General features: G+C 57.3%; 27 protein-coding genes and 1 tRNA gene. 6 read left to right on the top strand and 22 right to left on the bottom strand.

Going from position 1 to position 24,066, the window contains the following annotated elements; all coding sequences use genetic code 11:
* From gcvT to BK658_RS22500, 3 genes are all read left to right on the top strand, one after another.
* Nucleotides 1-1,125 (top strand): glycine cleavage system aminomethyltransferase GcvT, encoded by a 1,125-nt coding sequence (gene gcvT / locus BK658_RS22510; protein WP_123584230.1) that lies wholly within the window; start codon nucleotides 1-3, stop codon nucleotides 1,123-1,125.
* Nucleotides 1,126-1,526: 401 nt separating this feature from the next.
* The gene (locus BK658_RS22505; RefSeq protein ID WP_019693243.1) at nucleotides 1,527-1,739 is read left to right on the top strand and encodes a cold-shock protein; all 213 of its coding nucleotides are present in this window, start codon (nucleotides 1,527-1,529) and stop codon (nucleotides 1,737-1,739) included.
* 97 nt (nucleotides 1,740-1,836) lie between these two features.
* Entirely contained in the window at nucleotides 1,837-2,325 is a 489-nt protein-coding gene (locus tag BK658_RS22500) for an RDD family protein (RefSeq protein ID WP_123584229.1), read from the top strand.
* Between the two features lie 151 nt (nucleotides 2,326-2,476).
* Here the strand turns inward: BK658_RS22500 and nadA are convergent, their stop codons facing one another.
* The 18 genes from nadA to BK658_RS22410 all read right to left on the bottom strand — a co-directional run bounded on the left by nadA (nucleotide 2,477) and on the right by BK658_RS22410 (nucleotide 17,020).
* Complete coding sequence (gene nadA, locus BK658_RS22495; RefSeq protein WP_123584228.1) at nucleotides 2,477-3,535, bottom strand: quinolinate synthase NadA; 1,059 nt, start codon at nucleotides 3,533-3,535, stop codon at nucleotides 2,477-2,479.
* A gap of 263 nt (nucleotides 3,536-3,798) precedes the next feature.
* A tRNA-Lys gene (locus BK658_RS22490) sits at nucleotides 3,799-3,874 on the bottom strand.
* Between the two features lie 63 nt (nucleotides 3,875-3,937).
* On the bottom strand, nucleotides 3,938-4,630 hold the full coding sequence (gene queC / locus BK658_RS22485; RefSeq protein ID WP_123584227.1) for a 7-cyano-7-deazaguanine synthase QueC: 693 nt from the start codon (nucleotides 4,628-4,630) through the stop codon (nucleotides 3,938-3,940).
* 1 nt (nucleotide 4,631) lies between these two features.
* Nucleotides 4,632-5,279 (bottom strand): 7-carboxy-7-deazaguanine synthase QueE, encoded by a 648-nt coding sequence (queE, locus tag BK658_RS22480; protein WP_123584226.1) that lies wholly within the window; start codon nucleotides 5,277-5,279, stop codon nucleotides 4,632-4,634.
* A gap of 169 nt (nucleotides 5,280-5,448) precedes the next feature.
* A complete protein-coding gene (ybgF, locus tag BK658_RS22475; RefSeq protein ID WP_123584225.1) occupies nucleotides 5,449-6,291 on the bottom strand; it encodes a tol-pal system protein YbgF in 843 nt (280 codons plus the stop codon).
* A 6-nt stretch (nucleotides 6,292-6,297) separates the two neighbouring features.
* Entirely contained in the window at nucleotides 6,298-6,795 is a 498-nt protein-coding gene (gene pal / locus BK658_RS22470) for a peptidoglycan-associated lipoprotein Pal (RefSeq protein WP_071553673.1), read from the bottom strand.
* A 52-nt stretch (nucleotides 6,796-6,847) separates the two neighbouring features.
* The gene (gene tolB, locus BK658_RS22465) at nucleotides 6,848-8,128 is read right to left on the bottom strand and encodes a Tol-Pal system beta propeller repeat protein TolB (RefSeq protein WP_185019885.1); all 1,281 of its coding nucleotides are present in this window, start codon (nucleotides 8,126-8,128) and stop codon (nucleotides 6,848-6,850) included.
* A gap of 17 nt (nucleotides 8,129-8,145) precedes the next feature.
* A complete protein-coding gene (gene tolA / locus BK658_RS22460; RefSeq protein WP_123584223.1) occupies nucleotides 8,146-9,225 on the bottom strand; it encodes a cell envelope integrity protein TolA in 1,080 nt (359 codons plus the stop codon).
* Nucleotides 9,225-9,677: a protein TolR gene (gene tolR / locus BK658_RS22455; RefSeq protein ID WP_162174768.1), complete on the bottom strand. Its 453-nt coding sequence runs from the start codon at nucleotides 9,675-9,677 to the stop codon at nucleotides 9,225-9,227. The genes tolA and tolR overlap by 1 nt, the downstream gene beginning before the upstream one ends.
* 23 nt (nucleotides 9,678-9,700) lie before the next feature.
* Nucleotides 9,701-10,396, bottom strand: a complete 696-nt coding sequence (gene tolQ, locus BK658_RS22450; protein WP_054044990.1) for a protein TolQ — start codon at nucleotides 10,394-10,396, stop codon at nucleotides 9,701-9,703.
* Nucleotides 10,386-10,853, bottom strand: coding sequence for a tol-pal system-associated acyl-CoA thioesterase (gene ybgC, locus BK658_RS22445; protein ID WP_019693257.1), 468 nt, complete (start codon nucleotides 10,851-10,853; stop codon nucleotides 10,386-10,388). Before ybgC ends, tolQ begins: the two co-directional genes overlap by 11 nt.
* A 139-nt stretch (nucleotides 10,854-10,992) precedes the next feature.
* A complete protein-coding gene (gene ruvB / locus BK658_RS22440; RefSeq protein ID WP_123584222.1) occupies nucleotides 10,993-12,054 on the bottom strand; it encodes a Holliday junction branch migration DNA helicase RuvB in 1,062 nt (353 codons plus the stop codon).
* The gene (gene ruvA, locus BK658_RS22435; protein ID WP_019693259.1) at nucleotides 12,055-12,663 is read right to left on the bottom strand and encodes a Holliday junction branch migration protein RuvA; all 609 of its coding nucleotides are present in this window, start codon (nucleotides 12,661-12,663) and stop codon (nucleotides 12,055-12,057) included. It lies immediately after the preceding gene.
* 118 nt (nucleotides 12,664-12,781) lie between these two features.
* Complete coding sequence (gene ruvC, locus BK658_RS22430) at nucleotides 12,782-13,306, bottom strand: crossover junction endodeoxyribonuclease RuvC (RefSeq protein ID WP_019693260.1); 525 nt, start codon at nucleotides 13,304-13,306, stop codon at nucleotides 12,782-12,784.
* Nucleotides 13,307-13,495: 189 nt separating this feature from the next.
* Nucleotides 13,496-14,257 (bottom strand): YebC/PmpR family DNA-binding transcriptional regulator, encoded by a 762-nt coding sequence (locus tag BK658_RS22425; RefSeq protein WP_123584221.1) that lies wholly within the window; start codon nucleotides 14,255-14,257, stop codon nucleotides 13,496-13,498.
* 129 nt (nucleotides 14,258-14,386) lie between these two features.
* A complete protein-coding gene (gene aspS / locus BK658_RS22420; protein WP_123584220.1) occupies nucleotides 14,387-16,162 on the bottom strand; it encodes an aspartate--tRNA ligase in 1,776 nt (591 codons plus the stop codon).
* A 108-nt stretch (nucleotides 16,163-16,270) separates the two neighbouring features.
* On the bottom strand, nucleotides 16,271-16,492 hold the full coding sequence (locus tag BK658_RS22415; protein ID WP_010457489.1) for an FmdB family zinc ribbon protein: 222 nt from the start codon (nucleotides 16,490-16,492) through the stop codon (nucleotides 16,271-16,273).
* A gap of 180 nt (nucleotides 16,493-16,672) precedes the next feature.
* On the bottom strand, nucleotides 16,673-17,020 hold the full coding sequence (locus BK658_RS22410) for a ribbon-helix-helix domain-containing protein (RefSeq protein WP_253911963.1): 348 nt from the start codon (nucleotides 17,018-17,020) through the stop codon (nucleotides 16,673-16,675).
* Nucleotides 17,021-17,677: 657 nt separating this feature from the next.
* Between BK658_RS22410 and BK658_RS30615 the strand changes: the two genes are divergently transcribed.
* Entirely contained in the window at nucleotides 17,678-18,280 is a 603-nt protein-coding gene (locus BK658_RS30615; RefSeq protein WP_054593717.1) for a cold-shock protein, read from the top strand.
* A 95-nt stretch (nucleotides 18,281-18,375) separates the two neighbouring features.
* Here BK658_RS30615 and BK658_RS22395 read toward each other — a convergent pair whose 3' ends face one another.
* Both BK658_RS22395 and BK658_RS22390 read right to left on the bottom strand, forming a co-directional pair.
* Nucleotides 18,376-18,582, bottom strand: a complete 207-nt coding sequence (locus BK658_RS22395) for a SlyX family protein (protein WP_019693266.1) — start codon at nucleotides 18,580-18,582, stop codon at nucleotides 18,376-18,378.
* A gap of 3 nt (nucleotides 18,583-18,585) precedes the next feature.
* A complete protein-coding gene (locus BK658_RS22390) occupies nucleotides 18,586-19,011 on the bottom strand; it encodes an HIT family protein (RefSeq protein WP_024264886.1) in 426 nt (141 codons plus the stop codon).
* Between the two features lie 926 nt (nucleotides 19,012-19,937).
* Here BK658_RS22390 and BK658_RS22385 point away from each other — a divergent pair.
* Nucleotides 19,938-21,296, top strand: a complete 1,359-nt coding sequence (locus BK658_RS22385; protein ID WP_123584218.1) for an OprD family porin — start codon at nucleotides 19,938-19,940, stop codon at nucleotides 21,294-21,296.
* A gap of 242 nt (nucleotides 21,297-21,538) precedes the next feature.
* On the opposite strand, the gene BK658_RS22380 is transcribed toward BK658_RS22385, so the two are convergent.
* Together BK658_RS22380 and BK658_RS22375 are read right to left on the bottom strand one after the other, a co-directional pair.
* Nucleotides 21,539-22,375, bottom strand: coding sequence for a mechanosensitive ion channel family protein (locus BK658_RS22380; RefSeq protein ID WP_123584217.1), 837 nt, complete (start codon nucleotides 22,373-22,375; stop codon nucleotides 21,539-21,541).
* A gap of 139 nt (nucleotides 22,376-22,514) precedes the next feature.
* Nucleotides 22,515-23,000: a YajQ family cyclic di-GMP-binding protein gene (locus BK658_RS22375; RefSeq protein WP_019693270.1), complete on the bottom strand. Its 486-nt coding sequence runs from the start codon at nucleotides 22,998-23,000 to the stop codon at nucleotides 22,515-22,517.
* Between the two features lie 143 nt (nucleotides 23,001-23,143).
* Between BK658_RS22375 and BK658_RS22370 the strand changes: the two genes are divergently transcribed.
* Nucleotides 23,144-24,061 carry a putative 2-dehydropantoate 2-reductase gene (locus tag BK658_RS22370; protein ID WP_123584216.1) on the top strand — a complete coding sequence of 306 codons (918 nt, stop codon included), beginning with the start codon at nucleotides 23,144-23,146 and terminating at the stop codon, nucleotides 24,059-24,061.
* Nucleotides 24,062-24,066 lie beyond the last annotated feature (5 nt).

The following is a 24,066-nucleotide window of genomic DNA, read 5'->3' as shown; positions in this document are numbered from 1 at the left end:
ATGTCCACCGAACACCTGTTGAAAACCCATCTGCACGCGTTGCACATCGAACTCGGTGCGCGCATGGTGCCTTTCGCCGGTTACGACATGCCGGTGCAATACCCGCTCGGCGTGATGAAGGAGCACCAGCACACCCGTGATCAGGCCGGGTTGTTCGATGTCTCGCACATGGGCCAGATCCGCCTGACCGGTGCCAACGCCGCCAAGGCCCTGGAAACCCTGGTGCCGGTGGACATCATCGACCTGCCGGTGGGCATGCAGCGCTATGCGATGTTCACCAACGAGAATGGTGGCATCCTCGACGACCTGATGGTCGCCAACCTCGGTAACGACGAGTTGTTCCTGGTGGTCAACGCCGCCTGCAAGGACCAGGACCTGGCGCACCTGCGCCAACACATCGGCGATCAATGCAGCATCGAACCGTTGTTCGAAGAACGCGCCCTGCTCGCCCTGCAAGGCCCGGCCGCAGTGACCGTGCTCGCGCGCCTGGCCCCTGAAGTGGCGAAGATGACGTTCATGCAGTTCACCCGCGTGACCTTGCTCGGCGTCGACTGCTTTGTCAGCCGTTCGGGCTACACCGGTGAAGACGGTTTCGAGATCTCCGTGCCGGCCGTCAATGCCGAGGCCCTCGCTCGTGCCTTGCTGGCCGAACCGGAAGTCGCGGCCATCGGCCTCGGCGCCCGTGACTCGCTGCGCCTGGAAGCCGGCCTGTGCCTCTACGGCCACGACATGAACACCGAAACCACACCGATCGAAGCCAGCCTGCTGTGGGCCATCTCCAAGCCACGGCGTGCCGACGGTGCGCGTGCCGGTGGTTTCCCGGGCGCCGAGACCGTATTTGCCCAGCAACAAAACGGTGTCAGCCGTAAACGCGTCGGCCTGCTGCCTCAGGAACGCACTCCGGTGCGCGAAGGTGCGGAAATCGTCAACGAAGCAGGCGAAATCATCGGCAGCGTGTGCAGCGGCGGCTTCGGGCCGACCTTGGGTGGTCCTTTGGCCATGGGTTACCTCGACAGTGCTTACATCGCACTCGATACCCAGGTTTGGGCGATTGTACGTGGGAAAAAGGTGCCTTTGCTTGTAAGCAAAATGCCATTTGTTCCACAACGCTACTATCGTGGTTGATTGATTGTTCCTATAAGTAACGCGGTTGCGTAACAGTGCACTAATCTGTAACGCAACCGCCATAAAACAGTGCATACCTTGATCAGGCACTTCGATTGTGAACTTGACTTATAACAATCGAAAACAATTGAACAACGCTATCGAATAAGCCGCACTATCCATCCTTCGAAACAGCCATCAAGCCAAGCAATACGCGGCTTCCACGGGGCTTGTTTTTTCTCCCGTAGTTGGCGTAGAGTTTGTTCACTGTGTTTGCATGGGTCGCTTGGAATCGTGACCTGGGCAGTAGCCTACAAGTTAGCTACATCCCGTTCGACGTCTCTTACTCTCCTGCAACCAGCCCCAGTACTCTTTCATGAGAAAGAGGCTGTCATCAATTTTTGCGTCAAAGGAAATAAGAAATGTCCCAACGTCAGAGCGGCACCGTCAAGTGGTTTAACGACGAGAAAGGTTTTGGTTTTATCACTCCAGAAAGCGGTCCGGATCTGTTCGTGCATTTCCGTGCCATTCAGGGCAGCGGCTTCAAGAGCCTGAAAGAAGGCCAGAAAGTCACCTTCATCGCTGTGCAGGGCCAGAAAGGTATGCAAGCTGACGAAGTACAAGCAGAAGGCTGATCTTCTGTAACGAAAAAGCCCCTGATGCTGACATCAGGGGCTTTTTTGTGCGCGCAATTCCGTAAAATGGCTTCTTTTTTCAGCCGAGAGCCACCCCATGTCGAAACACCTGCTAAGCCCTCAGGGTGAATTCCCCATCGCCGGCTTGGGCCGTCGCCTGGCAGCGATGTTCTACGACTTCTTGCTGTGCACAGCCCTGCTGATCGTCACGGGCGGTATCTACAAGATGGTGCAGATGGCAATCATCGGCGAAGAGAAGATGCGCGCCCTGACCGAGGCCGGCGCACTGGATGGCGATCCGCTGTTCTCGACCATCCTGTTGTTCGTGCTGTTTGGCTTCTTCGCCAAATTCTGGACCTGGTCCGGCCAGACCCTCGGCATGCAGGTCTGGTGCATCCGTGTGCAGAACGCCGATGGTTCGGCGATCAGCCTGTGGCAGGCACTGTTGCGCTTTGTGGTGTCGATCGCATCCTTGCTGTGCGCAGGCCTGGGGTTCTTCTGGGTACTCTTCGACAAACAGCAGCGCAGCTGGCACGACATGTACTCCAACAGCCAGCTGGTGCGGATCCCGAAGAAGCAAAAATAACCTGCCAGATGCAAAAACGCCCCGAATACTCGAGGCGTTTATGTTTATCGTTCCCACGCTCTGCGTGGGAATTCAGCCCGTGACGCTCCGCGTCACTGGACGCGGAGCGTCCCTTGAGACATTCCCACGCAGAGCGTGGGAACGATCGACCTTAAGCGTTGCCCGCCAGCTTCATCCGCGCTGCCGCGGTGAAATCGAGCATGCGCTTGAGCGGGCGAATCGCCTGAGGGATCAGCGCCGGCTCGACGAAGATCTCGCCTGAGCCCTCACGCAGGCACTGAAGCGTGCGCTCAAGGGTGTTCATCGCCATCCACGGGCAATGCGCGCAACTGCGGCATGCCGCGCCGTTGCCGGCGGTAGGCGCCTCGATGAAGACCTTGTCCGGGCACAGCTGCTGCATCTTGTAGAAGATGCCGCGGTCGGTCGCAACGATCAGGGTCTTGTTCGGCAGGCTTTGCGCAGCGGCGATCAGCTGGCTGGTGGAGCCTACCGCGTCGGCCAACTCGATCACCGCGGTCGGCGACTCCGGGTGCACCAGAATGGCAGCGTCCGGATACAGGGATTTCATGTCTTCCAGCTGCTTGGCCTTGAACTCTTCGTGAACGATGCAGGCACCGTCCCAGAGCAGCATGTCGGCGCCGGTCTTGCGCTGAATGTAAGTGCCCAGGTGTTTGTCCGGGCCCCAGATGATCGTCTCGCCGTTATCCATCAGGCTTTCGACAATCTCCAGCGCGCAGCTGGAGGTCACTACCCAATCCGCCCGCGCCTTCACCGCTGCCGAGGTGTTGGCATACACCACCACCGTGCGCTCCGGGTGCTGATCGCAAAACGCCGAGAACTCGTCGACCGGGCAACCCAGGTCCAGCGAGCAGGTCGCCTCCAGAGTCGGCATCAGTACGCGTTTTTCAGGATTGAGGATTTTTGCGGTCTCGCCCATGAACTTCACACCGGCAACCACCACGGTCTTGGCCGGGTGAGCGTTGCCGAAGCGGGCCATTTCCAGGGAATCGGAAACGCAGCCACCGGTTTCTTCGGCCAGGGCCTGAATGATCGGATCGCAATAGAAGTGGGCAACCAGCACCGCGTCCTGAGCCTTGAGCTCGGCGGCGATGGCGGCGCGGTAATGGGCTTGCTCTTCGGCGCTCAGCGGCTTGGGCTGTTTGGCGTCGAGGTGAGCTTGTACCAGAAGGCGTTCGGAAATTTGCGTCATGATCGCAAGACCTACGGGCGCTTTCGCGCGAAAGTCGAGTATACACCCGGCTCCGGACCACAGAAGGTACCGCCGGGAGAGTGAGTATTCATCAGGCATGGACAGCGTTGAAGCTGCGCAAGGCTACAGAATATCCCCGAGATGCAAAAGATCATTCTGACCTGCGTCACGCGGTGCAACACCCGGATTGAGCCAGGCTCAAATCGCGGGCAAAAAAAAACCCGGAAATCCTCACTTACGTGGGCCTTCCAGATTTTTTAAAATGGTGGGTCGTGTGGGATTCGAACCTACGACCAATTGGTTAAAAGCCAACTGCTCTACCAACTGAGCTAACGACCCGCTGTGTGGTGGCGCGTATAATACTGATTTTTAAGGACTATTCAACACCTAATTTGAAATAAATCAAAAATAAGCGGTTGGGTCGCTGATTCCGGCCGCCAGGAAGCCTTCTGCACGCAGACGGCAGCTGTCGCATTTGCCGCAGGCACGGCCGTTATCGTCCGCCTGATAGCAGGAAACCGTCAGCCCATAGTCGACGCCAAGCTTCACGCCCGCCTGGACAATTTGCGCCTTGCTGAGGTTTTGCAGCGGCGCCTGAATACGGAAACCGTTGCCCTCTACCCCGGCCTTCGTTGCCAGATTGGCCATGCGCTCGAAGGCTTCGATGAACTCGGGACGGCAATCCGGGTAACCGGAATAGTCCACCGCATTCACGCCGATGAAAATGTCACGCGCGCCGAGCACTTCGGCCCAGCCCAACGCCAGAGACAGGAATACGGTATTGCGGGCCGGCACGTAAGTGATCGGGATACCTTCACTCGGCGCCTCAGGCACATCGATGGAGCTGTCGGTCAATGCCGAGCCACCAATGCCGTTCAGGTTCAGGCCAATCACTTTATGTTCGATGACGCCCAGATCACGCGCTACACGCTCGGCAGCCTGCAACTCGGCGCGGTGGCGCTGACCATAGTCGAAACTCATGGTGTAGCAGCTGTAGCCGTCAGCACGGGCCATCGCCACGACCGTTGCCGAGTCCAGACCGCCGGACAGCAGGATGACCGCACGTTTTTCAGTAGTGTTCAGTTGTTCAGTCATTTCAGCGCCCCGGCTCGTCGTTCCAAAGATATTTGTGCAACTGCAATTGCAGGCGCACCGGCAGATTGTCCGCGACAATCCAGTCAGCCAGCTCGCGCGCGCTCAAGTCATGGTGACTCGGCGAGAACAGGACTTCACCGGCACGCTGGTCGAGACCGTACTGAATCAGCTTGGACACCGCCCAGTCGTAGTCTTCGCGAGAGCAGATCACGAACTTGACCTGATCGTTGGCCGTCAGCAGTGCGATGTTCTCGTAGAGATTGCGGTGCGCTTCTTTCGACCCGGGTGTTTTCAGGTCGAGCACTCGGCTGACCCGTGGATCAACCGCCGAAATATCCAGGGCGCCGCTGGTTTCCAGCGACACCTCGTAACCGGCGTCACACAGCTGCTTGAGCAAAGGGATGGCATTAGGTTGTGCCAGAGGCTCACCGCCGGTGACACAGACGTAGCGCGGACGAAAGCCGGCCACTTGCTCGAGGATATCGTCGAGCGGGCGAACGGTGCCGCCAGTGAAGGCGTAGGCGCTGTCGCAGTATTGGCAACGCAATGGGCAACCGGTCAGGCGCACAAATACAGTGGGCAGCCCGGCAGTCCGCGTTTCACCCTGCAACGAGTAAAAAACTTCGGTAATTCTCAATGTGTCTTGCATAGTCGCCACGGGCGTAACAGCTAAACAGGCTGTCCGCCTCCGTCAGGCACTTAAAGGAACCCCGCCAACGCGCAGATCCCAAAAAGCGGTGTTTCATAAAAAAGGGGGATGAATTCTAACGAAAAAACCCGCGGCAAGCGCGGGTTTCTTGTAAACGGGTCAAACAGCCTTACATGCGCTGCAGATCGCGTTGGGCCAGCTGAGCGGCGGAAGTACCCGGGTATTGGGAAACCACCTGCTGCAGAATGCCTTTGACCTTGTCGGTATGACCCAGGCGGCGCTCTACATCAGCGAGCTTGTACAGCGAGTCAGGCACTTTGGCGTGCTTGGGGTACAGCTGCGAAACCTTGGCAAAAGCCTGACCCGCACCTTGCAGGTCGCCCTTGGCCAGGTTCACTTCGCCCAACCAGTATTGGGCATTGCCCGCGTACTGACTGTTCGGGTATTTGCGCAAAAATGCCGCAAACGCCTGGCTGGCCTTGTCGAAATCCTTGGCTTTGATCAGGTCGAAGGCCGCATCGTAATAGAGCTTTTCCTTCGCCGGATCACCCGGTTCGCTGCTGGCCGCAGGGGCTTGAGTGGCAGCACTCGCACCTGCAGCTGCAGCTGCTGCACCGGCGGCATTATTCATATCGCCACCGGCTGGAGAATTTTGAGGAGCCGCAGCGGGTGCACCGCCGGTTCCAATACGCCGATCAAGATCCTGATATCGCTCCAGGTTTTCCTGCTTCATGCGCGCTACATCATTTTGCAGAACTTCGATCGCACCCTGTTGCCGCGCGATTTGCTCCTGCATTTGTTGCAGTTGGTTGAACAGCACGCCTTGTGCCGAGGCAGGGGCCGTAACCCCTCCCCCGGCATAGGCGCCGTTCGTACCGTAACCCGCAGGCGGATAACTGCTCCCGCTATTGTTATAACCGGAGTTGTCATCGACCACAGGAACCGCAGCCCACACCGCAAGCGGTGCGAGACTGAGAGCCAGAATAGTTACAGCACGACGGCACGTTCGCATGACGAATTACTTACGCAGTTCGACGCGACGGTTTTGAGCCCAGGACTGCTCGTCGTGGCCAGTAGCAACTGGACGCTCTTTACCGTAGGAAACCAGTTCCAGCTGAGCTGGGGAAACACCTTGCAGTACCAGGTAGCGTTGAACGGCTTTCGCACGACGCTCGCCCAGTGCCATGTTGTACTCACGAGTACCACGTTCGTCGGTGTTGCCTTCCAGAACAACGCGAGCGCCGTTTGCTTTCAGGTCTTTGGCATGAACGTCCAGAGCGCGCATGGCTTCTGGCTTCAGGTCCGAACTGTCGTATTCGAAGTAGAAGGTGGTGATTGCGCGCAGAGCAGCTTCTTCGCTCAGGGAGCCGTCAACTGCACCAGTGTTAGCGCCGTAACCAGCGTTTGGATCTACAGCGCCTGCACCGGCGTTGTCGCCGCCTTTGGACGAGCAACCTACAGCTACAGCCATGGCCAGGGCCAGCGCAGCAAACTTACCAAACTTCAGCATTTCCATCGTGAAACTCCTAATGAACCCCAATGTGTTAAGTAAAACGTGTAGCGCCGCGTCAGTTCAGGTAAGGGGACCAGGAAGGTTCTCTGACTTCGCCTTGAGCGGTAGGAAGCGGGAGCCTTACGCGTCCATTGATGGACACGAGCATCAAGACTCCCCGGCCCTGCTGGGCGGTGGCGTAGATTACCATGGTGCCGTTGGGCGCAACAGTGGCTGACTCATCTAGGTTGGTGTCTGTCAGGATCTTTACACTACCGCGCTGCAAATCCTGAGCCGCCACCCGGAAATTGGTGAAGCCATCCTGACGGTGAATCATGACAAGCGTCTTCTCGTCAGCCGACAGTTTCGGGTTGGCGTTGTAGTTACCGATAAAGGTCACACGCTCCGCACCACCACCATTGATGTTGGTCTTGTAGATCTGCGGCTTGCCGCCACGGTCGGAGGTGAAGTAGATGGTCGAACCATCCTTACCCCAGAACGGTTCGGTGTTGATGCCAGGGCCAGCCGTCACGCGATTGATCTGACGCGAACCCAGGTTCATCACGTAGATGTCCGGGTTACCGTCCTTGGACAGCACAAACGCCAGGCGAGTACCGTCCGGCGACCAGGCTGGCGCGCCGTTCAGGCCTTCGAAGTTGGTGATCTGCTCGCGGCGACCGGTGTCGATGTTCTGCATGAAAATGCGCGGACGCTTCTGCTCGAACGACACATAGGCGATGCGCTTGCCATCGGGAGCGAAACGCGGTGACAGGATCGGCTCACGCGATTGCAGCAGGGTCACGGCACGAGCACCGTCGTAGTCCGAACGCTGCAGCGTGTAGCGCGTGTTGTTCACCGAAAAGCGCTCGGCCGTTACATACAGCAGGCGTGTGGAGAACGCGCCCTTGATGCCGGTCAGTTTTTCGAACGACTGGTCGGCGATGTAGTGCGCCATGTCGCGCAGTTGATCGACGCCACCCGACACGCTACCGGTCAGCACTTGCTGCTCGGTCGCGACGTTGAACAGTGCGTATTGCACCTGCAGGCGACCGCCCGCCGGAACAATGCTGCCGACCATGATGTACTGGGCGCCCAGGGCCTTCCAGTCACGGTAGATGACTTCGCTGGCCTGAGTCGGCTGGCTGATCATATTCTGCTTCGGAATCGGCGAGTAGTAACCCGAGTTGCGCAGGTCGTTACCGATGATTTCCGCCATGTCGTCCGGCAGGACGCTACCGCCCTGCCAGCCAAATGGAACAACCGCAATCGGAGTTGCCCGGTCACTGCCGCTGGTGACCAGAATGTTCTTTTCATCTGCTGCCGCTATCCCTGCCATGCAGCAAATAACGACAAGCATTCCTCGAAGAAGGTTTCTCACAAGGCTAGATCCTCAGGTGTGAATGTCATCTTGAATGAACGATAAGGAGCGAAATCGCTCGGTTTCATTCCCTGCATTTCTGTCAAACGTCCAATATTCTTGACCGCCGCTACAGCCGAAGAGTCAAACGGACCATCGCCACTGGACTTGGCCACGCCGACCGAAGTCACTGTACCATCGGGCAACATGCCGATTTGCAGCACAACCGTCATGCCTTTGCGTGCCGAAGGAGGACGAGCCCAACCTTCCGCTGCCCGAGCACGAATCAGATCGTCGAAACTGCCCGCGGTTTCATCGCCCTGCTCATCGGCCAAGGCTTGCTGACGCTGCGGCGTGTCGGAAAGCAAATCAGCCAGGGCCTGAGCCTTTTTCTCTTCGGCAGATTTACGCGCCGCTTCCTGCGACTTTTTCTTCGCAGCATCGGCAGCAGCTTTCTTCTTAGCATCCTCGGCGACTTTTTTCTTCGCCTCGTCCGCTTCAGCTTTCTTCTTGGCGTCTTCCGCGGCTTTCTTCTTCGCGTCTTCGACTATCTTTTTCTTCGCTTCTTCAGCGGCCTCTTTCTTGGCCTCTTCTTCAGCGGCTTTCTTGGCTTCTTCTTCAGCTTTCTTCTTGGCTATATCAGCCAATTGTTTCTGTTCGGCCTTTTTGGCTTCGGCGGTCTTCTTCGCTTCATCGGCTTTCTTGGCTTCATCAGCCTTTTTCGCCTCTTCCGCTTTCTTCGACTCGTCGGCCTTCTTGGCTTCCTCGGCTTTTTGAGCCGCCGCTTCTTTCTTTTGTTCCGCAGCCTTCACCGCTTCCTGCTCGACCTTCTTCTGTTCCATCTGTTCGACTTCGGTCTGGCGCGCAGCGGATTTCTGCGCTTCACCCGCAATCTTCTGATTGGTCTGGGTGGTCGCCCGACTTTTCGATTTCAGTTGGTACAGGGTCGCCTGGACGATCGGCTTGGCCGGCGGCAGCTCCGGTGTCATGGCAAAACTGACGAACAGCATGCCAAACACCAGCACGTGCAGGCCTATCGCCCAGACACTAGGCCAGAAGTAGCTTTCCGAGGCTGTCGGCTCTCGCTGTTGCTGCATCAGGGCGCCTCGGTAATCAAGCCAACATTACCGACCCCGGCTTTCTGCAACCCACCCATGGCGCCCATGACGGAGCCGTAATCGACGCTCTTGTCGCCACGAATGAAGACCTGGGTGTGCTTGCCGTTTTCATTACCGGCGCTGATGATTTTGGTCACGGCGCTGGTCATCTGCGGCAGGGTCATGGCCCTGTCCTGCTGTTTATCGGTGTCGACTTCGCTGCCAAGGTTCCAGTAATAGGTCTTGTCAGCCTTGATCGAAATGGTCAGAACCTGGGTGTTGTTGTCTTGCGGCAAGGCTTCGCTGGAAACCTTGGGCAGATCAACTTTCACGCCCTGATTGAGCATCGGTGCGGTCACCATGAAGATGACCAGCAGTACCAGCATCACGTCGATGTAAGGCACCACGTTCATCTCGGCAACCGGCTTGCGCTTTTTGCGAGCTCGAGCGATTAAAGCCATTGGGAATTACCTGCTTATTCTTCGCTGGTGTGCACTTTGCGGTGCAGGATCGCCTGGAACTCGTCGGCGAAGGTGTAGTAACGGCTAAGCAAGGTTTCGCTGCGAGCGGCGAAACGGTTGTAAGCGATAACTGCCGGGATCGCCGCGAACAGGCCGATTGCCGTTGCCACCAGCGCCTCGGCAATACCCGGAGCCACGGTGGCCAGGGTCGCTTGCTGGGCAGTAGCCAGGCCACGGAAGGAGTTCATGATGCCCCAGACCGTACCGAACAGACCGATGTACGGGCTGACGGAACCGACAGTCGCGAGGAACGGCAGGCTCTGCTCAAGCTTTTCTTCTTCGCGGGAAATGGCCACGCGCATGGCACGTGCCACACCTTCCATGACCGCTTCCGGATCAACGCCTGGCTGCTGACGCAGACGGGAGAATTCCTTGAAGCCTGCACGGAAGATCTGCTCTACGCCGGAATCCGGGTCAGGGTTGCTGCCGGCCTGACGGTAGAGTTTGGACAGGTCGATGCCGGACCAGAAGCGCTCTTCAAAGCTCTCCAGGGCACGCCGACCGGCGCGCAGCAAGTTGCTGCGCTGAAAGATCATGATCCACGAGGTCACCGATGCGGCTACCAGAATCAGCATTACCAACTGCACCACAACGCTGGCATTGCTGACCAGGCTCCACATGGAGGAATGGTCGACGACGTTAGCTTCCACGCTTTATCTCCTGCTCTGAGTGTGTACCCGCGCCGCTCACGTCGGCAAAGGCCGCACGTAGAGCTTCGGGAATGGCCCGGGGTTTCAAACTATGGGTGCGCACACAGGCCACCAAAAACTGCCCTTCGCAGAGCAGTGCATTATCCGCAGCTCGCCTGACCTGCTGTTTAAAGCGCAGGCTGACGCGGTTCAATTCGATTACTTCTGCACTTACCAGAAGCTCGTCGTCCAGTCGCGCCGGCGCGTGATAGCGCGCTTCGCTGGAATGCACGACGAACAACAGGTCCTCACCAGCAAGCTGCGATTGGGCAAAGCCCAGCTCCCGTAGCCGCTCGGTTCGAGCCCGCTCCATAAACTTAAGGTAATTAACGTAATACACGATGCCGCCGGCATCGGTGTCCTCGTAATAAACGCGACAACGATGTGCGAACGACTCAAGCCCGTTTTGCGCGCGCATACTCTAGTGGTTACTCCTCAGGTTGCCAATCCGGCCAGGCAACTGTTTTTTCATTCTCGAACGACTTTCGTGCGAAAGATCGGCAATCGCAGTCCCCTAGGACCGCACAAAGCTGAAATAAATCGGCACGTAGAGGTCGTCATTCGTCTACTGCATCAAGAAACTCGTCTACCACGGGCATTTCACCCAACCGAGACGGGATATTCAAACCGAAATGCAGGTACGCATGCCGGGTCACGACCCGACCACGCGGGGTCCGCATGATATAGCCCTGCTGAATCAGATAGGGTTCCAGCACGTCCTCGATGGTGTGCCGCTCTTCGCTGATCGCCGCCGCGAGACTGTCCACCCCGACCGGACCGCCATCGAACTTCTCGATCATGGTCAATAGCAAACGCCGGTCCTGGTGATCGAAGCCACGCTCATCGACGTCCAGCAGGTTCAGCGCCAAGTCGGCAATGGGTTTAGTGATGTGCCCCTTTGCCCGGACTTCGGCAAAATCGCGCACCCGACGCAACAAGCGGTTGGCGATACGCGGCGTACCACGGGCCCGACGCGCGATTTCAAAGGCGCCTTCCGGATCCAGCGGCAAGCCGAGGATGTTCGCCGAGCGACTGACGATGGTCGCCAGATCCGCGGTGTTATAGAACTCCAGGCGCTGAACGATACCGAAACGGTCACGCAACGGATTGGTCAGCATCCCGGCGCGGGTGGTGGCGCCGACCAGGGTGAACGGTGGCAGGTCGAGCTTGATCGAACGCGCCGCCGGCCCTTCACCGATCATGATGTCGAGCTGGAAGTCTTCCATGGCCGGGTACAGCACTTCTTCGACAATCGGCGACAGCCGATGGATCTCGTCGATGAACAGCACGTCATGCGGTTCGAGGTTGGTCAGCAGCGCCGCCAGGTCACCCGGACGCTCAAGGACCGGCCCCGAGGTGCTTTTGATCGACACACCCATTTCCTGGGCAATGATGTTGGCCAAGGTGGTTTTACCCAGCCCCGGCGGACCGAAGATCAGCGTGTGATCGAGGGACTCGTTGCGCCCGCGGGCAGCCTGGATGAACAATTCCATCTGCTCGCGAACGGTCGGCTGGCCGATGTATTCGGCCAGGCTGACGGGACGAATCGCGCGGTCCTGGACTTCTTCGCGGTCACGGGGGCCACCCGTGGCGGCGATCAGACGATCAGCTTCAATCACTTAAATCATTCCCTTCAAGGCGCGACGAATCAGGTCTTCACTGCTCAAGCCTTTCTCCTTGATGGCAGAAATCGCCTTGCTGGCCTCCTGCGGCTTGTAGCCCAGGGAGATCAGCGCACTCACCGCGTCATTTTCGGCGGTGACCACCGGCATTGGCGCATCCGGCTGATTAGGCACCAGGGCGAACATACTTGGCACGGTTTCCCAGGCCTTGAAACGATCCTTGAGCTCGACCAGCAAACGCTCGGCGGTCTTCTTGCCGACGCCCGGCACCTTGGTCAGCGCCGACGTGTCCTGCGCCTGCACGCAACGCACCAGCTCATCAACTTCAAGGCTCGACATCAATGCCAATGCCAGCTTGGGGCCCACGCCATTGAGGCGGATCAGTTCACGGAAAAAATCGCGTTCACGCTTGCCAATGAAACCGTAGAGCAACTGGGCGTCTTCACGCACAACCAAATGGGTGTGCAAGGTGATCGGCTCTCCGACCGACGGCAGTCGATAAAGCGTGGTCATCGGCACTTCCAGCTCATAACCCAGACCATTTACATCCAGAATCAGGTGCGGCGGCTGTTTCTCAGCCAAGGTGCCGCGCAAACGTCCAATCACGTTTCAAATCCTTAAGCGTTGGCCAGATCTGGCTGACGAGTACCAAAGTGAGCGTGGCGGCCGACAAAACAGGCGCAAAACGCTCAACGGATAAAATGAGTGGGCTGATGCTATCAGATCAGAGGCGAAGGCGACCGCCACGACTGCGAGCCGTCCCCAGACCATGAGGTAACAGACTGGAGCGGGTGTGAGCGTGACAAATGGCGATTGCCAGGGCGTCCGAGGCATCGATTTGCGGTTTGCTGGTCAGTTTCAGCATGTGCATGACCATCATCTGCACCTGTTCTTTATTCGCCGCGCCCGTCCCGGTCACCGCCTGCTTGACCTGGGTTGCGGTGTATTCGGCGATTTCCAGGTTTTCTTCGGCGCCGGCAACGATGGCGGCGCCACGAGCCTGGCCCAGCTTCAGGGCCGAGTCGGCGTTACGAGCCATAAAGACCTTTTCGATCCCCATGGTGACCGGGCCGTAGGTCTGGATAACTTCACGCACACCGCGGTAAACAATTTGCAGCCGCTCATGCAACTCGCCGCTGCCGGTACGAATACACCCCGAGGCGACGTACACGCAGCCACGGCCGGTATCGCGTACCACGCCGTAACCGGTAATGCGCGAACCGGGGTCGATACCAAGAATTAAAGTCATAACGCCTGCGGGTTTAGAGAGTGAGGCCAGCACAGAGCAGGCTGTGCCGGGTGCACATTTTGTAGCCCTGCCGAGAACCCTGTGGGAGCCGGGCTTGCCCGCGATAGCGGTAGAACTCCAACATCCATGTCGAGCCTGCCGACGTCATCGCGGGCAAGCCCGGCTCCCACACCAGATCTGTGTCGCCCGTCAGCCCAGTTGCGCGGCCACCGACTCTGGAATATCCGCATTGGAATAAACGTTCTGCACGTCATCCAGGTCTTCGAGCATGTCGATCAGCTTGAGAATCTTCTCGGCGCCTTCCAGGTCCAGTTCGGCACTGGTGGTCGGCAACATGACGATTTCCGCGTCATGACCTTTGAAGCCTGCAGCTTCCAGGGCATTACGAACCGAGTAGAAGCCGGCGAACGAAGTGAACACGTCAATCGAGCCGTCTTCGTGGGTGACCACGTCATCGGCGTCAGCTTCCATGGCCGCTTCCATGAGCGCATCTTCGTCGATGCCTTCTTTATCAGTGGCAGGCCCGAAGGAAATCTGTCCCTTGCGCTCGAACAGGTAGGCCACCGAACCGTCAGTCCCCAGGTTGCCGCCACATTTGCTGAAGGCGTGACGGACAGCCGCTGCGGTGCGGTTGCGGTTGTCGGTCATGCACTCGACCATCACCGCTACGCCGCCCGGACCGTAACCTTCGTAGCTCAGCTCGACCATGTCGTCGGTGTCGGCAGCGCCAGCACCACGGGCCACCGCGCGATCGATGATGTCACGGCTCATATTCGCGCCAAGGGCTTTGTCCAGCGCCAGACGCAAACGCGGGTTGGAACCCGGATCACCGCCACCCTGACGGGCCGCGACAGTCAGTTCACGAATCCACTTGGTGAAAATCTTGCCCTTCTTGGCATCCTGACGTTCTTTGCGGTGCTTGATGTTCGCCCACTTGGAATGACCCGCCATAACTCGCTCCGAATTCTCTTTAAAACAATTCTCTATAAAACAATGCCCGCACGCCCATGAAGGCGAGCGGGCAACACAATCTGGATCTGACACCCTGGCGCATCGCTTGATGTGCCAGGGTGCTCGGTCTTACTCAGCCTTAGGCTGTTCGCGCAGGCGAATGTGCAGCTCGCGCAGCGCCTTGGCGTCGACCAGGCCAGGAGCCTGAGTCATGACGCAGGCAGCGCTCTGGGTTTTCGGGAAGGCAATCACTTCACGGATCGACTGGGCGCCGGTCATCAGCATCACCAGACGGTCGAGACCGAAAGCCAGGCCACCGTGCGGCGGCGCGCCGTATTTCAGGGCGTCGAGCAGGAAGCCGAATTTCTCTTCCTGTTCCGCTTCGCTGATACCCAGCAGGCGGAAGACCGATTGCTGCATTTCCTTGCGGTGGATACGGATCGAACCGCCACCCAGCTCGGTGCCGTTCAGTACCATGTCGTAAGCACGGGACAAAGCGGTTGCCGGGTTGGCTTCAAGCTCTTGCGGTGTGCACTTCGGCGCGGTGAACGGGTGGTGCAAGGCGGTGAAGCTGCCGTCGTCGTTCTCTTCGAACATCGGGAAGTCGACAACCCACATCGGCGCCCACTCGCAGGTCAGCAGGTTCAGGTCGTTACCAACCTTGATCCGCAGTGCGCCCAGCGCTTCGCTGACAATCTTGGCCTTGTCGGCACCGAAGAACACGATGTCACCATCAACCGCGCCAACGCGATCGAGGATCACATTGAGGTTGGCTTCAGGAATATTTTTGACGATAGGCGATTGCAGGCCTTCAACGCCTTTGGCGCGTTCGTTGACCTTGATGTACGCCAGGCCCTTGGCACCGTAGATGCCGACGAACTTGGTGTAGTCGTCGATCTTGCTGCGCGGCATGCTCGCCCCGCCTGGAACGCGCAGAGCGGCGATACGGCTTTTCGGGTCGTTGGCCGGGCCACTGAAGACCTTGAAATCGACTTCTTTGAGCTGGTCGGCAACGTCAACCAGTTCCAGCGGGTTACGCAGGTCCGGCTTGTCGGAACCGTAACGACGCATGGCCTCATCCCAGGTCATGTGCGGGAATTCACCGAATTCCAGACCCAGCACTTCCTTGAACAGGTTGCGGATCATGCCTTCGGTCAGACCCATGATCTCGGCTTCGTTGAGGAAGCTGGTCTCGATGTCGATCTGGGTGAATTCCGGCTGACGGTCGGCACGCAGGTCTTCGTCACGGAAGCATTTGGCGATCTGGTAGTAACGATCGAAGCCGGCAACCATCAGCAGTTGCTTGAACAGCTGCGGCGATTGCGGCAAGGCGAAGAAGCTACCTGCGTGAGTGCGGCTCGGCACCAGATAGTCACGTGCGCCCTCTGGGGTTGCACGGGTCAGGATCGGCGTCTCGACGTCGAGGAAGCCGTTCTCGTCCAGGTAGCGACGGATGCTGGTGGTCATGCGCGAACGCAGACGCAGCTTCTCGAGCATTTCCGGACGACGCAGGTCGATGAAGCGATAACGCAGGCGGGTTTCTTCGCCAACGTCGGAGAATTCGTTGAGCGGGAACGGCGGGGTTTCCGCTTCGTTCAATACTTCCAGCTCGTAGCCCAGCACTTCGATCATGCCCGAAGCCATGTTGGCATTACCGGCACCGGCTGGACGCAGGCGCACCTTACCGGTGATCTTGACCACGTATTCGCTGCGCACACGGTCGGCGGCGGCGAAGGTTTCGGCGCGATCCGGGTCGAACACCACCTGGGCCAGACCTTCACGATCACGGATATCGAGGAAGATCACCCCGCCGTGGTCACGACGACGGTGGACCCATCCGCAAAGGGTAACTTCCTGACCTTCCAGGCTTTCGTTCAGTTGGCCGCAATAATGGCTGCGCATCATGGTAGTGGTTTCACTTCTCGTAATTCGAAATTCGTTTGGAGGCCTTGCCGCACCACCGCACTTCAATAAGGTGCCTGATGATGCAAGAGCTCACGCGTGTCGTTCAACTTAGTCAGCTTTGTCGCCGCCGGCCAGATTCTTCTTCGAACCGGTTTTGAAATCGGTCTCGTACCAGCCGGTGCCGCTGAGGCGGAAGCCTGGCATGGACAGCATCTTTTTCAATTCGGGTGCCTGGCAGGCAGGGCAGTCGACCAACGGTGCTGCGCTGATCTTCTGAATGGCTTCCAACTGATGACCACAGGAAGCACATTGATAGTCGTACATCGGCATGGGGTTGTCTCGGCAATCAGATTATTACCGCGCAAACGTCGGGTTTCGCGGCAAAGGGCGGGATTATATCCATTAAATCGAGCCTGTGCAGCCGTAACACTGCACAGGCGTATGCTCATCCGGATCCGCCGACGACACGACACCTGACCACGCGGGCCGCCCCAATCACGTAGCCGCACGTCATTCAACGCTACAGGAGTCCCCATTCAAACTGTGTACAACGCACACAACCCGGACCAGCCCGCTGAAATTCTTTACCCCGCCATGACGCAGGTGCACCTCTCTATCAACGTAGGAAAGCAAAGCGCTCACCGAGCAACAGTTGATTTTCGCCATCCTGGCCAAAATATCCCAATAGACCTGCTCAAGGCGCAAACAGGTGGCAAATCCATTCAAACGGACCGATCTGGACAGTGGGCGCGCCAGCCCCATATCAAACTCCCGAACAAAAGGATCTCTCTTCCCCTCCTGCCTTACATCTTGAAACCGAGCGACTTCAATTGTCCCTTGCCCTATTCCTTGACTCATACCGTTGACACTCCTTTGTCATACTTGCTTTCAACGAGAGCAACCCTCTGTTTCCTTATAGAAACGCAGGCGGATAGTTATATCCAGATGACTTTATGACCATCAACGTAGGACAAGCCAACAACCTTAGGGAGACCATTAACACGGTCCTACATCTGTCTATAAAGCAGAAATTCAGCGCAGGAAAAATCAAAACCGCCGAGCGAAAACAGCCGAAAAAGGCTCGGACGTCGCCCTGTCAGAGAATCATCTCCCACCACGGACAGGGGAAGCACTGACGGCGCCGGGCACCATCTGGCACTCGCGCACCTCTTTCCCCTCTAATAGAAGAAAAACACCCTGAATCCGCGAGCTCAAGGCGTTTTCTCTGCCCGCAGCAAGCCAAAAAGCCGATCGAGCTCTCTAGAACAAGCCTTCAGGCAACACCTGCAGACAGTACCGCACAAACCGCCTCCCTCCCCCATCGCCGCGCCCTCTGCACTTGATTTGAGAAGGCCTGGGCTTTGCTGTTAAATAGAGGCGTGTCGCTGCCTCTATTTTCCTGGGTGCAGCGCATAGGCTGATACCGGGTACGTGTCCAGCGCCTCCCATTGTTCAGAAGCGAACCGTGCTCAATCAGCTCTTCCTTGTGATCCGTCTTAACGTGAGTCAATCAAAATGTTGAAAATCGTCCACCTGCTAACGGGCGCAGCGGCTTTGCTGCTGTCCTTCATCCCTAGCTTGCGAACCGAAGCCGCACCTTACCTGCAACAACCTGACGCGCTGTACCTGGCGTTCTTCGGCTTGCTCAACCTGACCCTCGCGCCGGTTATTCCTTACTGGAACAAAGGTCCACGTCACCAACTGCAAAATCTGGTCAGTGCCTTGCTGGTGCTTGCCGTTGTCGTGCAAACCCTGACCCTCCTCGCACCGATGCCGGTCATTGGTGGTCAGCCCGCAGTCCTGCTTAGCCTCATCGTCGCCCTGATCGCCGTACTTCTGCACCTGGCCATCAGCTTTTATAAATCCTCTCCTGCTGCCGCTACACAAAATTACGACATGACCAATCGTGATACCGGCACCGTCAAATGGTTCAACACCTCCAAAGGCTTCGGTTTCATTTCTCGCGATTCCGGAGACGATATTTTTGTGCACTTCCGTGCAATCCGTGGTGAAGGTCACCGCGTCCTGGTCGAAGGCCAGCGCGTGGAGTTTTCTGTCATGAACCGTGACAAGGGCCTGCAAGCTGAAGACGTGATCGCCGCGTTGCCGCGTCGCTGATTTCAGTACCGCTGCGCCCACACTAAAAAACCGCGATGCAGCCTGGCTGCATCGCGGTTTTTTATTGCCTGCCGATATGTCGCCCCGGCCGGCACTCAGTAATGCGGTGGTGGAGCCTCTTCTTCGAAGGACTCGAACTGCCCGGCCGCTTCTTCCTGGCGCTTGAGCAACGCTTCCATTTGCAACTGCAAGCGCTCGACCACCCGCTGCTGCGTCACCAGCACATCGTTCATCGCTTCAATCGTGTCATCCTGAAACGCCAGACGACTTTCCAGTTCGGTAATGCGCTCTTCCAGGCTCATGGTTCAGCCCTCCAGAAACGTGAAGTCATCGGTCAAAACCAAACGCAGCCGTTCGCGAATTACTGCCACTTCTTCGGCACTGTAAGGCTTGGCCGGGTGTTTACCCCAAACCGGGGCTGGCCAGGCGGCATCATTGCGCTTACGCACAATGACATGCATGTGTAGCTGACTGACAACATTACCCAGGGTCGCGACATTCAACTTGTCGGCGTCGAACGAATCCTTGAGCGTTTCGGCCAACTCGGTTGTTTCCCGCCACAATTGCTGCTGATCGGCGACATCCAGTTGAAACAACTCGCTGATATCCTCACGACGCGGCACCAGGATGAACCAAGGGTAGTTCGAATCATTGGACAGCAACAACCGACTTAGAGGGAAATCCCCAATCGGCAAGGTGTCTTGTTCAAGTCGTGGATCTAAGGCGAACACCGCGCGCACTCCCGCACTTTTCATGAGACTCAGTTTAGCGCCCAGCCCGAAGGCTCACCGCCCGTATATAACAGCAGCATACCCGCGAACGCTGCACGGATCACTGCGAAAAAACAGGGCGCCCGGCCCTCGAGCCAGACGATCTGAAACAAACGCTGAACACACGAGCGCCCCAGCACTGAACATTTTCACTTTCAACGCACCAACCCAGAACCAGACATCGGCACTTCGTCAAAAAATCAACGACCTATCAGCGGATGTAGACCTGTATTCGAGGTCTTCACTGTACGAATTTCGTACAGTTTGAAAATTTTTTGCACCAAATCTGCACACTGCGTCTACGCTGAAAACGTCGAGCATCCGCCATCTACTCACCCGCGAGGGTGGACCAGTAACATTTGTGCGCTGATACCCATGCTCTTTGATGGTGCAACACTAGAAGAACCGCGGCGTCAAGCTCAAACAAATCGGCCCTGAAAGCCCCGGTTTTATGCGGCTTTAGTCATTAAGGCAGGTTTTTTTGAAAAAACCGGCAACAAAAAGCCGATTTGTGCACGCTTGTTGCATTCATACACATATCGCCTATAAGGCCTCCGCTGGAAGTCGGAACCTTAAGGCTCATAACAATAGCGGCATGGCTGCCCAAGGAGCTTCAAGTGCAGGACAAGGATTTCTTTTTCTGATACTGAAGCCTTGGAAAACAACGCTGAAGTTGTCAGTCCGAAGGCAAAAAATTTGCGAAATTACGACCTCTACAGCGCATTTTGCGACAGGGCCGTAAAGAAGCTGAAAGGTTAGATGCGCAAGTATCGCCAACATTGTCGGCGTGATATAAGTTTGCGCCGACACAAAAAGAAAGAGCCGCCCAGATAATAAATCAGGTGGGACGGCAGTTACTCTTCTAAAAACCAAAGGAGCAAATCACGATGCGCGTGATGAAGTGGAGCATGATCGCCCTGGCTGTTACTGCAGCTACCGGCGCCCAAGTCGCTATGGCCGACCCGTTTGTAACCGACCAGGCTGACGCAAAAGGTTTCGTTGAAGGCGCCTCGGCTGGCGTGGTACTGAAGAACTACTACTTCAACCGTAACAACAAAAATGGCGCTGAAGACCAGAAAGACTGGACTCAAGGCGTACTGGGCAAGTTCAGCTCGGGCTATACCCAGGGTACTGTTGGCGTGGGCGTTGAAGCCTACGGCGATGCCGCCTTTAAACTGGACGGTACTGACGCGCAGTCGGGTACGGGCAACATGAGCCGCACCACCTTCCGCGATGCCAACGGTAATGTTACCGGGCACGACGTCAACAGCGAAATGGGTAAAGCGGGTGCAGCACTGAAGGTCCGCATCTCCAAAACCGAGCTGAAAGTCGGTGACTTCCAACCTAGCACCGCCCCGGTATTCGCTGTTGGCGGCTCCCGCATGTTCCAGCAAACCGCCAGCGGTTTCCAACTGCAGAGCAGCGAGATTAAAAACCTCGATCTGGAAGCCGGTCACTTCACCGGCAGTAGCAGCCAGGACCAAACCCGTCACAATGGCGAGCTTTGGACACAGTACGCTGGTACGAAGGTCGAGGCTGCTGATTACGCAGGTGGTAAATACGGCATCAATGACAACCTGAGCGTTTCGCTCTACGGTGCCAAGTTCCAGGACACCTGGACCCAGTACTACACCGACGTGAACTGGACTCTGCCGTTGGCGACTGACCAGTCCCTGAACTTCGACTTCAACCTGTATCAGACAAACGATACCGGTGCAGCGAAAGCAGGCAAAATCGACAACACCACCTACTCGCTGGCGGCTGCCTACTCCTTCCTGAAGGCACACACCGTTACTCTGGCGTTCCAGCAGGTCCATGGTGATACGCCATTCGACTACATCGGTGTAGGCGATAACAACCGTGGTGGCGACTCGATCTTCCTGGCCAACTCGATTCAGTACTCTGACTTCAACGGCCCTGAAGAAAAATCCATCCAGGTACGTTATGACCTGAAAATGGCCGAGTACGGCGTACCAGGCCTGAGCTTCATGGCTCGTTATGCTCACGGTCAAGGCATCGACGGCACCAAGATGGCTGCTGACAGCCCTTACCGTGCCTACGGTTACGGCGAAGACGGTCGTCACAACGAGACCAACCTGGAAGCCAAATACGTTGTCCAGACTGGTCCTCTCAAAGACCTGTCCTTCCGTGCTCGCCAAGCTTGGCACAGAGGCAACAACGACCAGGCCGAAGGCAATATCGACGAGTTCCGCCTGATCACCGAGTACCCAATCAACTTCCTGTAATCGCTACGACTACAGTGTTCGCTTGATATAAAAAAGGCCCATCAGTGATGGGCCTTTTTTTATGACTGCTTGATGGCAACATGGAATTAGTTTTAATAAGTAGCCAGCTAATAATAAGCCCGCACTCTATTCCAGCTTCAGAACAACAAAACAGCAGACTGTAAAAATACTCAAGGGGCTTATCCCCCCTTGAGTTCGTTACCGATACCTGACCAAAAGGCCAAGTAATAATCCGCTACTTGTTATGCTGTTTCCTGAACCATACGAATCACTCGTTGCGGGTACGGAATATCAATACCTGCCGCCTTCAGACGGTCACGGGAGTGTTCATTGAACTGGAACAGTACATCCCAGTAGTCCGCCGTTTTCACCCAGACCCGCAGGGAAACCGTAATCGAGCTATCGCCCAGGGTCGAGACCACCGCTACCGGCGCAGGATCAGCCAACACGCGCTCATCCTTGGCCAACTCCAGCAGCACCTCACGTGCCTTCTGCAAATCGGCGTCGTAATTCACAGCCACGTCAAACACCACTTTACGGGTCTGTTGACGGTTGTGGTTGGTGATGATGCCGTTCGACAGATTACCGTTAGGCACGATGACGGTTTTGTTGTCACCGGTGCGCAGCAGGGTATGGAAGATCTGAATGCTGTCGACCGTGCCGGTAATGCCCTGTGCTTCGATCACGTCACCGATACGGAACGGACGGAACAACAGAATCAGTACCCCGCCAGCGAAGTTCGCCAGGCTGCCCTGCAACGCCAGACCGATCGCCAGGCCGGCAGCACCGATGGCCGCGACAAACGAGGTAGTCTCAACCCCCACCATCGAAGCGACGCTCACCATCAGCAGCACTTTGAGGATGATGTTCGCCAGGCTGCTCATAAACCCCTGCAAAGCCAGATCGGCGTTGCGCAGGGCCAGCAGCTTGCCGACTTTTTGGGTCAGCTTGTTGATCAGCCACCAACCAATGGCCAGGGTGATGACCGCCAGCAGCACACGGCTGCCGTATTCCATGATCATCGGGATCCAGGCCTGGGAAGCCTTGACCAGGTTGTCCACTTCAGCATTTATGTCCATCTATCTCTCCTGATTCCCGGCTACCCGGCATGTAAAAACTGCACGGCAGAAAGACCGAGCCAGTGATGATGGCTCAATCGTTTCTGCCGTTATATGGGCCTCGGACGTCAATAACGCCCGGAGGTTCCCTGAAGACTGATCAGTCGCGGAAGTTGTTGAACTGCAGCGGCATGCCAAATTCCTTGGCGCGCAGTGCCGCAATGGCTTCCTGCAGGTCGTCACGCTTCTTGCCGGTGATCCGTACCTGCTCACCCTGGATGGCAGCCTGGACCTTGAGCTTGGCGTCTTTGACGTGAGCAACGATCTTCTTCGCCAGCTCCTTGTCGATGCCTTCCTTGAGCACGGCGTCCTGCTTCATCAGCTTGCCGGAAGCATAGGCGTCTTTTACCTCAAGGCACTGCACATCGATCTTGCGCTTGACCAAGGCCAGCTTGAGGATCTCGATCATCGCTTCCAGCTGGAAGTCGGCCTCGGCAGTCAGGTTGACAGTCAGGTCCTTTTCCTTGAACTCGAAGCTGCCCTTGCCTTTCAAATCATAACGACGGTCGAGTTCCTTGACGGCGTTCTCGACCGCGTTGGTGAGTTCGTGTTTGTCCAGTTCGGATACCACGTCGAACGACGGCATGTAATCTCTCCAATAAAAAAGGGCGCGCTCAATAGCGATGGAACACGCCTGGCTTGCGGTTAAAATCCGCGCTGATTATAACGGGTCTTTACCTTCCTACGCTGCGAGCCTCACATGCGCCTGCCAATCCGAGCAAAAAACTGATGTCGACCACCTGGCACGTCCTTGGCGCCGGCAGTCTGGGCACCCTGTGGGCCACGCGTCTGGCACGGGCTGGCCTGCCGGTGAAACTGATTCTGCGCGACACGGCGCGCTTGCAGGCCTATCAGGCCGCCGGTGGGCTGACCTTGGTCGAACAGGGCGAAGCGCGGCAATATGCGATCCCCGGCGAAACTGTCGACAGCGCGGGTCCGATAGACCGCTTGCTCGTGGCCTGCAAAGCTTACGACGCCGAAAGCGCGGTGGCGCAACTGGCATCGCGTCTTGCACCCAACGCCGAGCTGATTCTGTTGCAGAACGGCCTCGGCAGTCAGGACGCAGTCGCCGCACGTGTCCCACAGGCACGCTGCATCTTTGCCTCAAGCACTGAAGGCGCGTTTCGCGATGACGACTGGCGCGTGGTGTTTGCCGGTCATGGGTACACCTGGCTCGGCGATGCCAGCCACCCTACCCCGCCTATCTGGCTGGATGACCTGAGCGCCGCCGGCATCCCGCACGAATGGAGCACAGACATCCTGACCCGTCTGTGGCGCAAACTGGCGCTCAATTGCGCAATCAACCCCCTGACCGTGCTGCATGACTGCCGTAACGGCGGTTTGCAACAGCATCATTGCGAGGTCGCCACTCTCTGTGCCGAGCTGAGCGAACTGCTGAAGCGCTGCGGTCAGCCGGACGCTGCGCAGAACCTGCAACAGGAAGTCGAGCGGGTGATTCAAGCGACTGCGGCCAACTATTCGTCGATGTACCAGGACGTCGCCAATCAACGCCGAACCGAGATCAGCTATCTGCTGGGGCATGCCTGCACTGTTGCGTCGAGGCACCAACTGGTGCTGCCGCACCTCAACCAATTGCAGCAGCGGCTGATTACGCACCTGCACGCACGCGGATTGCCCAGCGACTGAGCAAC

It is taken from the genome of Pseudomonas brassicacearum (assembly GCF_003732175.1).
Taxonomy (GTDB): domain Bacteria; phylum Pseudomonadota; class Gammaproteobacteria; order Pseudomonadales; family Pseudomonadaceae; genus Aquipseudomonas; species Aquipseudomonas brassicacearum_G.
This window is presented reverse-complemented; position numbering and strand designations above follow the sequence as displayed.